This window comes from Wolbachia endosymbiont (group B) of Villa cingulata (assembly GCF_964028285.1).
Classification (GTDB): domain Bacteria; phylum Pseudomonadota; class Alphaproteobacteria; order Rickettsiales; family Anaplasmataceae; genus Wolbachia.
On the sequence record NZ_OZ034766.1, the window covers coordinates 426,727 to 442,504 of the forward strand.

6 protein-coding genes are annotated in these 15,778 nt (G+C 33.0%); 2 read left to right on the top strand and 4 right to left on the bottom strand.

What is annotated here, in order from left to right; genetic code table 11:
* Positions 1-45 precede the first annotated feature (45 nt).
* From ABWU52_RS02270 to ABWU52_RS02285, 4 genes are all read right to left on the bottom strand, one after another.
* Positions 46-795: an NTP transferase domain-containing protein gene (locus tag ABWU52_RS02270; RefSeq protein ID WP_353277378.1), complete on the bottom strand. Its 750-nt coding sequence runs from the start codon at positions 793-795 to the stop codon at positions 46-48.
* A 121-nt stretch (positions 796-916) separates the two neighbouring features.
* Complete coding sequence (locus tag ABWU52_RS02275; protein ID WP_353277380.1) at positions 917-8,341, bottom strand: ankyrin repeat domain-containing protein; 7,425 nt, start codon at positions 8,339-8,341, stop codon at positions 917-919.
* A gap of 372 nt (positions 8,342-8,713) precedes the next feature.
* Positions 8,714-9,793: an ankyrin repeat domain-containing protein gene (locus ABWU52_RS02280; RefSeq protein ID WP_208571648.1), complete on the bottom strand. Its 1,080-nt coding sequence runs from the start codon at positions 9,791-9,793 to the stop codon at positions 8,714-8,716.
* Positions 9,794-9,888: 95 nt separating this feature from the next.
* Positions 9,889-12,489, bottom strand: coding sequence for an ankyrin repeat domain-containing protein (locus tag ABWU52_RS02285; protein WP_353277382.1), 2,601 nt, complete (start codon positions 12,487-12,489; stop codon positions 9,889-9,891).
* Between the two features lie 389 nt (positions 12,490-12,878).
* Here ABWU52_RS02285 and mutL point away from each other — a divergent pair, with 389 nt between their 5' ends.
* A complete protein-coding gene (gene mutL / locus ABWU52_RS02290; protein ID WP_353277383.1) occupies positions 12,879-14,678 on the top strand; it encodes a DNA mismatch repair endonuclease MutL in 1,800 nt (599 codons plus the stop codon).
* Positions 14,679-14,745: 67 nt separating this feature from the next.
* On the top strand, positions 14,746-15,684 hold the full coding sequence (locus ABWU52_RS02295; RefSeq protein ID WP_213863494.1) for a helix-turn-helix domain-containing protein: 939 nt from the start codon (positions 14,746-14,748) through the stop codon (positions 15,682-15,684).
* The last annotated feature ends 94 nt before the right edge of the window (positions 15,685-15,778 follow it).

Sequence of the window (15,778 nt, forward strand, 5' to 3'; positions counted from 1 at the left end):
GTATAAAACAAATGTCAACTTAAATTAATGAATAAAAAAATGTAGTTATGAAAGAAGAGTTGGCTGCCTTCTTTCTTGAAAATAGTGTTCGGCTTTAATCAAATCCTCTTTATTATTTACTCCCATTGCTTCTCTTTCATCAGAAACTACATAACCTACACTCAAGTTATTGGTTGCTGCAATTGGTACTATGTCATTAAGACAATATTCACTGGTCGAATTATTAAATTTTATTTCTTTTACTAAGGTAAAAAGATCTTTAGCATATGAAGCCATTATTCCAGAGTTTGCAAGAAGCATTTTATCTCCATTTTTTAGGACTTTTTGAACATTTCCGTAATTATCAATTACTAATCTTCCATATTGTTCATCTTGACTATTGAATCCAAGAAGAACTAAATTATTATACTTTAAACAATCAGTCATTTTCATAACTGTATCACTAGATATAAAGGGAGTGTCTCCATACTGTATTAAAACTATGTCTTGATCAGATAACTCCTCCAGATTTTCTAGAGCAATTTTAACTGCAGTGCCAGTGCCTGTAATATCTTCTTGCATTATTAGTTTTATATTGTATTGATCGATTATACTTTTTAGGCTATCAAAGTTTTCTAAATCTTTTAGAAGGGAGTTGTTAACAACAATTGATAAGCTTTTTAGACTCAGCAATTTTGCATTAGAAATTATATGTTCTAAAAGAGTAAGATTTCCCACTTGGTGCAACGCTTTTGAATATTCAGAATTCATTCTACTGCTCTTTCCTGCTGCTAATATTATCAAAATGTTACTCATACATAACTCAGGAATTGATTAGGTAGTAAGTTAATTTATAATTAGTAAGATGTAAAGTCCACTGTAATTTTTATATATTTTCTAGATCTTGGCACCCTCATTAGAGTTTCATTTAAGAGAGCTATAACTTTAAACTCTTTACTCGATTTTCTACGCTGACATCTTGTAAACTCTGATCTGGACTTTTTAATATTTCTAATAATCTACTTGCAAGGTTTGAGTGTTTATTGATTACTGCAACCTGGACTAATGACTTGTCTTGATCATTACGAGCATTTGTTACAGCTACGCGCTCATCAGGTTTTATTGCTTTCAGCTTACTGATAATTTCAACATTACCATTTTTTGCATTCTCAAACAGCTCTTCTACTAATTTCAATAGGTTAGTAATATTTTGGTCTCGAGAAAGATCAAGTGGTGCTTTACCTTCTTTATTCTTGATGTTATAAATTGCACCATGTTTTAATAAAGATTTTACAACTTCCAAGGAGCCACCTTTAGCTGCAACATGAAGTGATGTAGTACCACTAGAAGTAGTTTTAGCATTAACAAAGTCATTTAATTTATCACGACTGATATGTTGTAACAGAACCTCAACAATTTCTTTGTAACATTTGGAAGTAGCAGTGTGTAATGGTGTATTACCTTTATTAGTAACTTGACTAACATTAGCTCCATTTGTTAGTAAGATGTTTACAATATCTATGTGTCCATTGCTAACAGCGTAATGCAACGGTGTTCTTCCATCAATATCTTTATCGTTGGCATCAGCTCCATCTTTTAACAGACGCTGAACAGTTCGTATATCACCTTTACTAGCAGCAATGTTGATATCTTTCTGCAGATGCTGGAGAACCTCTGATGCTTCGCTACCCTCAAGCTTAAATCTAAAATTAATCATCTCTATCTTTTTTAAAATATCTAAAACACTCGGATGACTTGGTCCAAAAACAGCTTTTCTTTGATCTAAACTTTCTCTGTAGACTTTAAGTGCGCTGATCCATTTCCCTTGAGCAAAAAGTACATTTGCTATGTTGTATTGAGTATTCAAGGTTTCTGGGTGATTTTGTTGTAAAGCTTTTTTCTGGATATTTAAAACCTCTTGAAAAGCTTTCAAGGCTTCATGATATTTATTTTGATTGAAGAGTACCCCAGCAATGTTATGTAACGTTCTCAAGGTATCAGCATGATTAATACCTAAAATTATTTTCTTCTTTTCAAAAACCTCTTTATAGATTTTTAAGGACTCTTCGTATTTACCTTGGTTAGCTAGTACCATTGCTATATTATTTTTGGCACTCACAGTGGCTAGATCATGTGTACCTAGTGTTTCTTTCCTCTTTTCAAAAACTGCCCTATTGATATTTAACGCTTCTTCATATTTTCCCTGTTTATCTAATACTAATGCCATGTGAAACTGAGTATTTAAGGTATCTGAATGATTTGACCCTAGTATTTCCTTTTGTCTCTGATAGACTTCTTGATAAATATTAAAAGCTTCTTCATCTTTCCCCTGTCTATGCAGCACTAAAGCGATTGTACTTCTTGTACTTAAAGTATCCTTATCGTTTAAATCCAGCATTTCTTTTTGTTTCTGAAAAATCTCTTTAAGCATATTTAAAGCTTCTTGGTAAATTCCTTGCTTATATAGCACTTTGGCTATATATGTCTGAATATCTAAAGTACCAGGATTGTCTGGTCCTAGTATTTCTTTTCTTCTTTCAAATGCGCTTCTGAAAATACTTAAGGCTTTTTGGTAATTGCCTTGATTCAAGAGCACTAAAGCTGTATCAATCTGAGCGGATACGTCACTTTGCGATATCTGCTTCAACTGCTCGACTTTTGAAAAGTTACTATGTACTGCAGCAACTACTAACGTTTTGTTCTCTCTATTACGAGCACTCATCACTGCTTTTACTGTATCAATATCCTTTATCTTATTTAGGTCATTAATAACTTGAGCATTACCATCTTTAACCTTTTTAAATGATTCACTGACTAGTTTAAATAAGCTAGTTATACTTTTATCCACAGTAAAATCTGATGGTGTTTTCCCACTGTCAGAGACAGCATTGTATACTGCACCATTAGATAATAGGGCCTTTACAACTTTTAAGTGAGAGAACTTAGCAGCATAATGCAGAGGAGTAAACCCCTTGTTACCAACCACATTAGGATTAGCTTTATTTTGTAATAGAATATTGACAACTCCATCATAGCCCTTCCATGCAGCATAATATAATGGTGTTACACTATCAGCATTTTTGGCATTAACAAACGCTCCTGCTTTAATGTAATTCTCAACCTCTGAAGAGCTATTACGTTTTACAGCCTCAAATAATTTCTCAGTTGATGCTAATAGATTGATAACGTCTTTATCGTTAGTCATTTCTAATGGTCTTCTACAAAGCTTGTCAACAGCGTTATAAACTGCACCATTTTTTAATAAAACTTCAATAACGTCTTTATAACCAAAATTAGCAGCAATATGCATAGGGGTTAAGCCATTAGTATCTTTAGCATTAACGTCAGCACCTTGTGCTATCAAATACTTTACAACTTCTAACCGACCTTTCATTGCAGCATAGTGTAGTAATGTCTGGTTAGCTGTACCAAGCTCATTAATACTCAACCCCTTGCTAAGGAAAAACTCTACGGTATCTTTATAACCTTCTCTAGCTGCAATGTGTATAGGCTTTGATCCAGAGGCATTTTTAGCATTAATATTAGACCCTTCATCTACTAGACATTTTACCATTTCCAAGTTACTTTCCTGTGAAGCAATGTGCAGTATAGTCCAATCATCATTGCCTTTAGCATTCATATCTACTTTTTTATACTGCAGTAACATTTTAACCACTTGCAAATGACCATGTGCAACTGCTAATTCTAAAGGTGTTCTGCTCTTATTGTCCTTAACATTAACTTTTGCTCCATTACTTAATAGGACTTCAATAACATTAACATGGCCGTGTCCTGCAGCTATATGTAGTGGAGCACCTTCAACATTTACAAAGTTAACGTTAGCCTTGTTTGCTATCAAAATTTCAGCAACTTCTTCATGGCCTTCTTGTGCCGCAAGATATAATGGTGTTGTACTATTAATAGTCATAGCATCAACATTGGCTCCCCTTGCTATCAGAGCATTTACTATTTCCTTGTGGCCTCTTTTAGCAGCCAAATGTAATAGTGTAGCATCTTCAGGACCTTTCATATTAGTACGGGCCTTGTTTTTTAGCAAAATCTCTACAATATCCCTATAACCAGCGAGCACTGCTAATGATAAAGGTTCACCACCTTCTGCATTAACACTAGCTCCATTTTCTACAAGAACTTCAACGATTTCCTTATGATTATGCTTAATAGCAGAAAGCAATGGTGTTAGGTTGTTACTCTTAACATTAACATTGGCTCTATTTGCTACCAAAATTCCAACGATTTCTTTATAACCTTCCTCCACAGCTACATGTAATGGTGTACTACCTGCAATACCTTCCATATTAACTTTGGCTTCATTTTTTATTAAAAGGTTCACAATATCTTTGTGACCCCCTACAATAGCTGCATGTAAAGGTGTAAGACCATAATTAGCACTAGTATTGACTTCAGCTTTACTTTTGATTAGAAAAGCAATAGCGTCTTTATGTCCACTTAGAGCAGCTACATGCAATGGCGTCATGCCATCATTAGTTCTAGCATCAACTTCAGCTTTATTTTTTATTAGAAGATCAATAATATCTTTGCTACCATTCATCGCAGCTGCATGTAATGGTGTACTACCCTTAATGTCTTGAGCTCTAACTTCAGCTTTATTTCTTATTAGGAGTTCAATAATATCTTTGTGACCTTTCAGAGCAGCTACATGTAATGGTGTTAGATTATTATTGGCTTTATCATTGATTTCTACTCCATTTTTTATTAAAAGCTCAGCAACTGCCTTATGACCACTCTCTGCTGCATAGTGTAATGGCGTAGCATTATTTTTATCTTTAGCGCGAATGTTAACCCCATGCTCGAGAAGAGCAACAACTATCTTCAAGTGGCCACTCTGCACTGCAAAATGTAGTGGGGTTATACCTTCCACAGTGGCAATACTAGCATTTGCCTTATTTGTCAGTAAAGCCTTAACAATTTTCTCATGTCCATCTTTTGCTGCGTAGTGCAAAGGTGTGTTATTATAGGTTTTGTCAACAACATTAACATTAGCTCCATGCTTCAATAAAATATTAGCTATCTTTTCATGACCGTTTTCTATTGCATAGTGTAATGGTGTACAACCATCTATAACTCTGGAGTTAACATCGGCTCCTTTGAGAATTAAAGCATTCACTACTTCTAGGTGGCCATTTAGTGCTGCTGTATGTAATGGTATTCCCTCCTTATCGTTTCTTGCATTAACATTTGCCTCATTTTTCAGTAAAAAATTAACTAGCCCTAGATAACCACTTTCTGCAGCTATATGTAGTGAAGTAAAGCCACCCATAGTTTCGTTGATGTCAACATTCGCTTCTTTTTCCAGCATAATCTTAGCAACATCAATATGATTGTTTTTTATTGCATAGTGTAAAGGTGAAAAACCAGCTATATCTTTGGTATTAGTATTAGCATTATTTTTTAGTAGAATTTCAACAGCATCTTTGTGACCATTTTTAGCTGCAATATGTAGTGATGTTTTGCCACTATTATCTAGATCATCAACATATACACCTGTTTTTCCTATAAAAAATTCCACAATATTTTTCCTTCCATATGCAGCAGCAATATGTAGTGGGCTTTGACCATTAATATCTTTAACATTAACGTCTAAATTTTGATTAAGAACAAATTTTATAATTTCAAGACTAGGTCCCTTAGCAGCAAAATGTAATGTAGTCCATGAGTTAATACTTCTAGCATTGATGTCTGCTCCTTTTTTGAGATAACTCTTTAAGTCTTCAAGATTTCCTTCTTCCAACGCAGCAAACATTTTTTCCTGATTAGTAATAGTGATAAGGTTTTGATCGTATTTATCTTTCAGCTTGGAAGGATCATCTCTTACCGACTTGCCAATTTTCTTCTTACTTTTTATTACATTTTCTGAAATAAGTTTTTTAGCGTTCAAGATAACTGCTATTGAGGGATCAGATAACAATACATCAACTAAGGTATTATCGTGTGCTAAATGATTACGCAAACATTTTCCAGTTAATAAAGGAGTGTTATCATCTAAAAAAAGTAGATTGTTTTCTAGATGCTTCTCTGATCTACCTAAAATTGACATTATATCCAGAACAAGCATTTCTACTACTGCTTGCAACTTTTTATTCCTCTTGTAGGAAGGAAGCTTTTCAGTTAACTTGCCACTTAATGCGTTATTCCTCAAAATACTTTTCAGTTCAGATAACTTCAGTTCAAGCTGGTTATTGTATTTTTCTTCTGTTATGTTGTAAGCCTTCCTTTGTTTATGTATAGGAATAAACGAACCTTTCTCATTCAACTTGTTTCTTAATTCCTCAATCCATTTAAGGTCACCTGTTCCAAGTTCAGCAATGTAAAAAATCTCACAAGTTAATCTATTTACTTTATCAAGGTTGTCATCCTGTATTCTTGACCTAACACTATGAGAAATTTTCATTGATAGTTCGGCTATTTCTTTAAGATTGTGAGACTCTATTTGGGAAGGAATATTCTCTAGTGTTTTATTAGCAAAGAATTTTATTCCTCTAATAACATTATGGTCAATCTTATTGTCATTCAAACCAACATCTAAGCTCTTTAATGATATAAACGCCGTAACATAATCAGTTCTGATATTTTTTGATTTAGTTTTTGCAAAATTGATTATGTTATCAATTTTATTAAACAGCTCCTTTTCATAATTCGTCTTTTCAGTTATATTATTGCTTAATTCTTTTATGAGTTTTTCAAGCTTATCATGTTCCATCACTTTAAAACTCTCTGTAATCATTTCATCTAATTCAACGTTACTAAATATTCCAGCAACTTCTTTTATCTCGTCTAAGTTTTCACTTCTGGTGATTTTCTTTAGCAATATTATGACTATTTTAATCTTGTTATTGTAAAGAATATCAGTAATTACATTATCGATTCTTTTAGTATCATTTTGAACACCAATAAAAAAGTTAACATCTGTATTTTCCTCAATCTCTGTTCTTTTAGAGAGCGAGTAAGCATGTGATAGTGAGTTACGTAAATCTATAATGACTTCTCTTGTGTTCTTTGGTAATGATAGTAGAAGAAGCTCGCTTGTAGTGCTAGATAACTTGGGAGATTCTAGAGTGTTTTTTAAATATTCACCAATAACCTGTAAAACCCTTGTAATAATTAACTGTCCTTCCCTTTCTTTAGGATTAGCTGATAATGCCAACTTTATATAATCACTTATTTTTTCTAAAGAATGAATATCCCTAATTTGTTGATAATTGCTATACAACTCTCCAAATTGAGGATAATTGCTAACGATCTCTGCAACAACCCTCTCACGTTTTAACTTCGGGAGATCAGCAAATTTACCAATGTCCACACCTTCTATAATATCTTTTTCTTCTTTAAGTTTCTTTGCAAAATTTTCCAAGTGGTCTAGTATTTTACTTTTATTCAATGTGGCATTATAGAATAGATTCATTTCCTGTCGTTTTATGTGAGAAGAAACAAAACTGATCAAACAAAATTCCATTTCTTCCCAAGGTAGTCTATCGTAGGTTGATTTCAACTGCCGCTTTAATATATGAATATTTTGTGCAATAAATTTTGCTATGAATAAAAACTTTTCATCTACTTTTTCTGTGTTTGAATACTCTGCCTTTAACAGGCTAATATTTTGAAGTACTAACTCAATCCGCTCTCTTATGTTATTAAGATAACTCTTCACATTCTGATCTTGTCCAGAAGCACTAGAGAAAAAACGGAGGTTTATCAACTTATTTTCAACAAAAATTTCTATCTCTTCTGACAAGAATACGTTCTTTAGTTTTAATTCCTCATAAGCTCGTGAAAGAATTTCATCTAATTCCCTGAAATGAACAGCAAAATAATTACCTAGCCATTTATTAATGAGTGTATCAAGAAGTTCAACATTACCTGAACGTATAGCATAATAAAACGCATTATGGCATGTTTCATCCTCATCATCTGGTAATATAGTAGTTTCTCTGATGCCAACAGATAAATTACTGAGAATTTTACTATTATTGCCAAGTAGGTATTCTAAAATCTTTACCTTATTGTGTTTACAAGCTAAGATAACTAAGTTAGTACTCTTAACAGGATTGTTAGCATTATCATAATAGTCTCTCAAAGTTACTTGATCTTCTGCATCACTTATGTAATCAATAAAATTGCTTAATTTTTTTAAGCTGTCGACATTACCATCTGATATTGCCTCTTCGAGTTCAGTTAAAACCAGGAGATAAAGTTCTTCAGCTTTTGCTTTTCTGCGGTAGAGCTTTTTATATTCTCTAATAAACTCCTCTTTTGATGTGTAAGAACGTGATAAAAACTGTTTATCTTCTTGATAAAAACTGGTTTGTTGTTTAGGTACATGCATAAACCCTCTCTGAGATATATTTACACCAGTATTAGAATAGCAAAGTTTACTTAATATGGCAAAAATTAAAATAGCATCTTTTGTTAATAAAATATTTTTGAGAGAATATCTACTAATCCTGCAATTTCAGGACGAAAAGCCTTCACAACATTTGATTTTGGGTGTGGGAAATGTGTTGGTTGTTTAAATTTTTAGTAACACCTACTAATAATAACCCGTTTGAAAACAACAAAGAGAAATGATGATCAACTTACATAAAAAAGCACTAAGTTTAGTGTTTTGGCATTATAGCAATCTCTTATGTATCACCTCTCTGGAACCATACGACTAATTGTTGTTCATAAAAAACTCTAGTACTGACAAAAAATGTATTTATTCTAATCTTGCACGTTTGGTATCATTACTTATAGAAGTTTCATAAAGTCTTGTACCAGGCTCTACGAGATTATTTAAGGAACTTAAAGATTGAAAAGTACGTTTATTGGAATCATCAAACGCTACTATAAAGTTTAACAAGTTATCATTAGATAGATATTCAGTTATATTATATGTAGAATCATGATCCAGAATAATTTTCTTTTCTTTGGCATCTTGATCTGCCACATCTAATTTAGTATAAAATTGTATCTTACTTAACTTATTTAACAAATCTGCTCTTTCTAAAAAAGGTTTTACCTTATCTAATATGATATCATTATATATAGGATAGCGTATGGAATAATCAATTTTTGCTAGTCTTACAGATAATTGATTATTATATAGTACATGTATGTTGAAGTTATTTGTAACAAATTCATATAGTGGAAGGCTATCTTTTATTTCATCTGTTTTCATTTGAAGAATTTCACAAACACAGTCATCTAGATAACTTGATAATTTACTGTAATTACTGCATCCTTTATAAGGAGATAAGTCAATAATTTTTCCGTAATCCTTATTGAAGTTCCTTACTAAAGTAAATTTAATCAACAATTTAGCGCATGCTAGATCACTTACAGCGTTATCTAAAGATGTGGAACAATTATCATAAAGCCGTCGTTCACGATTTCTTATATTAATATCAGCTCCATATTCTAATAGTTCTTTAACTACTTCCAGATTTTTACCACTTTTTTTTACAGCATGGTTCAGTGCAGTATTGCCTTTACGGTTTGTTGCATTTACATCAGCACCATGTTTCAGAAGTTCTCTAACTAATTCTAATTCCTTCCCCAGTGTTATAGCAGAATGTAGTGGAGTTTCACTATACATGTTTCTTGAATTGACTTCGGTACCACCTAACAAAAGCTCTTTAGTAATTTCTACACTACTAGTAGTATGAAGTAACGTATCTCTATTCCTTTCTACTCTAAGGTTAGCATTAGCACCTGCAGACAAAAGAGCTTTAACTTTTTCTAAGTTTCGTTCATAGACTGCTTTTTCTAATTCTTTGTTAATATTATTATTTAGCATATTTTTAAAATCCTCCTAAATTTCACTATTTTGTAACAAAATTTTTGTATATTTTCTAGATCTTGGCACCCTCATTAGAGTTTCATTTAAGAGAGCTATAACTTTAAACTCTTTACTCGATTTTCTACGCTGACATCTTGTAAACTCTGATCTGGACTTTTTAATATTTCTAATAATCTACTTGCAAGGTTTGAGTGTTTATTGATTACTGCAACCTGGACTAATGACTTGCCTTGATCATCACGAGCATTTGTTACAGCTACGCGCTCATCGGGTTTTATTGCTCTCAGCTTACTGATAATTTCAACATTACCATTTTTTGCATTTTCAAATAGCTCTTCTACTAATTTCAATAGGTTAGTAATATTCTGGTCTCGAGAAAGATCAAGTGGTGTTTTACCTTCTTTATTCTTGATGTTATAAATTGCACCATGTTTCAACAAAGATTTTACAGCTTCGAAAAAGCTATTTTCAGTAGCAACATGCAACGATGTAGTGCCTTTAACTATTGTTTTAGCATTAATAAAATCACTCAATTTATTGTGGCTTACACGTTGTAACAAAGCTTCAATAATTTCTTTATGACCTTTGGAAGCAGCAGTGTGTAATGGTGTATTACCTTTGTTAGTAACTTTAGTAGCATCAGCTCCATTTGCTAGCAAGATATTTACAACTTTTATGTGCCCATTATTAACAGCATAATGTAATGGCGTTCTTCCATCCACGTTTTTCGAATCAATGATTGCTCCATCTCTAATGGAACTCTCAATTCCTAAATAATTATTATCTTCTATAGCCTTAAATAACTTCTCAGTCAATTTTAGTAATTTTATAACTTCTGAGTTTCCTCTTCTTTCTGCAAAGTGTAATGGTAAAACATATCTATCTCCTTCAGCTCTAGCATTAAAGTATGCTCCGCTCATAAGTAGAGACCTAACTATATCTAAATTACCAATTTGTGCCCCTAAGTGTAAAGGCGTAGCATTTTTATCCATTTTTGCATTAACATCCGCTCCATTTATAATAAGAGTTTTAACTACCTTAGGATGACCATATTGAGCTGCAAGATGTAGGGCTGTGCCTTTATTTTGATTTTCTTTTACATTTACATCAGCACCATGTTTCAATAGAACGGTTGCTATCTGATCATAACCTTTTTCTGCTGCAAAATGTAAAGGAGTCCAATTTGTGTGATCTAAAGCATTAATATCTGCTTCCTTTTCTAAGAGCAATTCAACCACCTCTAAATGATCATGGTCTACTGCAAAGTGTAGAGGTGTAGTACTTTTAACTGTTTTAGCATTAATGTCTGCTCCTTTATCAAGCAAAGATTTAGCAACTTCTAAATTACCATCATATGCTGCACAATGTAGAGGAGTCCAACTTCTGTTATCTAGAGCATTAACATCTGCTCCATTTTCAACCAAGAAATTCATTATTTCCAAGTGATTATGTTCTGCTGCCAAATGTAGAGCTCTTCTACCATCATCCATCTTTGCATTTATATTTGCTCCTTTTGCAATTAAGCTCTCTACTATTTTTAAAGAAAAACCATTATATGCTGCATTATGTAAAGGAGTCCAATTCTGATCATCCACGGTGTTAATGTTTGCTCCATTTTTAATTAAAAAATCACTCACCTCGAAATGACTTTGCTGAATTGCTAGATGCAAAGGTGTAAAACCTTCGTTTTTTTTAGCATTAACATTGGCTTTTTTCTCTATTAGTAGCTTCACTACTTCTAAGTGACCATTCTGAGATCCTATATGTAAAGCTGTGGAATTATCGTGGCCTTTAGCATTAACATCAATTCCCCTTACGAGAAGAAGAGACTTAACTACTCCAAAGTGATTACGTTCTGCTGCTAAATGTAGAGGTGTAAGATTCTCATAATCCTTAGCATTAACATTAGATTTTGCTTTTAGTAAAATGTCTACTAACTCTAAAAAGCCATTTTGAGACGCTAAATGTAGAGGTGTAATCTTATCATCTGTTTTTGCATTAACGTTTGCTCCCGCTTCAAGCAGAACTTTAACTATATCTAACCTACCAGTTTGTGTTCCCAGATGTAAGGGTGTAATGTTTGCATCAACTTTATGATTACCTATGCCTGAAGATCCAGCGTTAATATTAGACCCTTGTGAAATAAGAGCTTTAACTACTTCGAGGTTACCATTTTGTACTGCAGAATGCAAAGGTCTTGCTCGATCATTATTTACAGCATTAACATCTAATCCCTTTTCAATAAAAACATTTACTATATCTAGATGACCATTCTCTGCTGCTAGGTGTAAAGGTGTATTAAGTTTATCTGTTTTAGTACTAAGATCTGCTCCATTTGCAATCAAGGTGTTGACTATATCTAAATATCCTTGCTGGGATGCAAAACTTAAAGGTGTAAAGCCTAGAATGGCCCTATGGTTTACATCTGCTCCATGAGCAATAAGAAAGTTAACCATCTCTAAGCGATTTTTTGCAATTGAAAAATACAGTGGCGTAAAGGCATCGTACTTAATCTCTGAGTTAATATCTAAACCCTCTCCTAATAAAGTGTTGACTAAATCCAACTGACCATTTCCTGCTGCTAAATGTAGCGGTGTAAGACTAAGATGTTTCTGAGTTTCATAGTTTTCATTTAAAAACTCTACAAAAAATTGCAGCTGATCCAGATTATTAGATATTCTATTAGTAAACATAAAGGCCTCGCATTGAAGAATTTATGTAAAATATAGCATCTACAAGTTTTTAAGCAAGATAAATCTTCTTCTTAAAAAAGATACTGTAATCCAATCTGTGTGCTTATAACTTTTTTATTTGATCATGAGAGACACCTTCCTTAAGTAGCTACATCAATTTTCTCTGTTTTTGCCCTTTTTTTTCGCTGATGATGATGTCTTCATTCTTCTCAGTAGCCAACATTCTTTACGTGCACCAAGGAACTTAGAAAGAACAATAGGAAATCCACTTAAAAAGCATTAATAATTATACATAATTCTAATGATCTTCATGAAAGGGCTTAGAATAGAATTTAATAGACAATCTGATTTTAATTGATATTAAACTGATCAGACTGAGAATTGAAAATATGGCAATAATTCTTTTAGACACAAAAACTATAAATCGTATAGCAGCGGGAGAGGTAATAGAGAGGCCAGCGAGTGTAGTAAAGGAATTAGTAGAAAATGCAATAGATGCTGGAAGTTCAGAGATAGAGATCAAAATAGAAAGTGGTGGACGTAACCTTATAACTGTGACAGATGATGGAAATGGAATAGAAAAGAACGATCTGGAACTAGCACTTATGAGGCATGCCACTTCAAAATTAAGCGATAGTGAGTTAATAGAAATCAAGCACCTTGGGTTTAGGGGAGAAGCTTTACCTTCAATTGCAGCAGTAAGCAGAATGAAATTATCATCCAAGGCAAGTGGAGCAAAGGAAGCATGGTCTATAAGATATGAGGGAGGAGAAAAAATAAGAGAGATTACCCCTTGTTCTTTGTTGCAAGGTACATATATTGAAGTTCGTGACTTATTTTTTGCTACACCAAATAGACTAAAGTTTCTAAAAACCGAAAGGGCGGAAACACAAAGTATTGTTGATATTGTGAATAACTTAGCGATGATTAATTATAGTATTGGGTTTACTCTCACTTCTGGTAATAAAAAGCTCTTAAAATATGTTAAGCAAACTTCGCTGTTCAACAGATTATGTGAAATAGAAGAAGAATTTCAAAGCAATTCACTGGAAGTTAAAGAGGAAGAAGAAGGCATCAAACTTAAGGGACACATCTGTAAACCTAATGTCAATCGTGGCAACTCAACTCAGATTTATACGTTTGTTAATGGAAGGCCAATAAAAGACAATCTACTTGTTGGTGCAATTAGATATGCGTATCACGATTTTATTCCAAACAATAGGTATCCTTTTGCAGTGTTGCATTTAGAAGTACCATATGACCAAGTAGATGTAAATGTGCATCCAAATAAATCGGAAGTAAGATTTCAGAATAAAAGGCTAATATATGAAATAGTGAGAAGAGGGATAATAAAAACACTATCAACGAGATTTGCAGCGGGTGATCAAGGTATTGAAGAGGAGCTAATTTTTAATGATAGTAAAAGCCAAGAGCAGGTTGATAGTCAAGAGAAAAAAGATCAAAAAGAGTTTTATGAAAAGAGACCAAGTCTTTTAGAAAATCGTCTAATGAAAGAATTCAATGCACCAGATGAAAGAAGGCAAAGCTTACCAGAAACGTTTAAATATGGAGAATCTCCACCCCAAAAGGGAACGATGGTTCTAGAAAGGGAGCAAATTGATTTAATAGAGGATCATCCCCTGGGATATGCACGCTGTCAGGTCTACAATACTTACATTATTGCTGAGGCTAAAGGCAAATTAATTATAGTAGATCAGCACGCAGCTCATGAGAGATTGATATACGAGTGCTTAAAGCAAAAATCAAGCATGAAAAGACAAAAACTTCTTCTTCCTGAAACAGTTGAAATTAAAAACCAAGCTGGAATGGAGATGGTTGAAACTTATAAAGATAAGCTTTTTGAAATGGGTTTTGGTATTGAAATAGAATCAGAAGATAAAGTAAGGGTGAAAGAAATACCTGCAATCTTGGGAACAATAAATGTGAAAGAGATGGTGATGAATATAGTTGATAGATTAATGGAGATAGGAGATGCTCTACCTATAGAAGAAAAAGTGTTAGCTACCATTGCGTGCCATGGAGCTGGAAGGGAAATGAAGTTGGAGGAGATGAATGAGTTGATGAGACAAATGGAGGAAACACCTTATGCTGGGCAATGCAATCACAGAAGACCAACGTATATAGAAATGAAACTAAGTGATATAGAAAAATTGTTTGAAAGGAGATGAGTTCAGTTTGTCAAAAAGGTTCCCAATTAAGTATACGTAACGGCTCTTCTGATTATGAGTATAAAATGTGAAAAAAGAGAATAAATGCTCTAATTTTTTAGATTACAAAGTAATAGGACAGGAAGTAAGAAATCGTAGGTTAGCAAAGGGATATACTCAAAAAGATTTAGCAAAAAAAATCGATACAACATATCAGGTAATACTGCAATATGAAAAAGGAACACGCAGAATTTCAATTAAGAAGTTATATGAATTAGCAGAAGCATTATCAACAACTGCTAGAGATCTAGCTTGCGTACAAGAAGTATCAAATGAGGGAAGGTATGAGGGAGAAGAGGTATTAAATCTAGTAAGAAGACATAGAGAGATTAAGGATCAAGAATTACGTGAAACGTTTTATTTATTAACTAAATTCATCCGTATTAGTGAGGAAGAAAGTGGAAAGGCGGTAAAAATAGAAGTAGCAAAGGGTTTGGTTAAGGAAGGAGTTTCTGCTCATGTTATTTCTCAAACGACCAGTTTATCTATTGATGAATATGATAATGATGAGAAAAAAATTTCCATTCCGTATAAAGTAGGTCAAAGAATAAAAGAATGGAGGTTGAGAAGAGGATACACTCAAGAAGATTTAGCAAGTAAAGTGGGTATAATAAATCAAAGAATATATGAATATGAACAAGGACGAGCTGGTGTTTCACTTGAAATGTTAGATGAAATAGCAAAGGTACTATTAATTAGTATTACAGACCTACTTCCAGAAACAACAGAAAATGAGAATAGTGAAGTGGAACTATCAAGGTTAATAGAAGAATACAAAAAGATTAAAAGCCAAGAACTACGTAATGTACTAATAAAATCTCTGTTTGAAAGCATACAAGTTTGCAAAGAGAAAGTGAAGAGAGTAGAAAAGATGAAAATTACAAAGAATTTAGTTAAGGAAGGAATTTCTATCAATATTATTTTAAAAACAGTAGACATCTCTTTGGACGAAATTCAACAAATTTAAAATAAAAAATCATTATCTATTAACATCTTTACTTTTTGATGAAAAAATAAGTAAAAAAGATTGAAAAATTGATTTGACTTCACTCAAAAGCTAT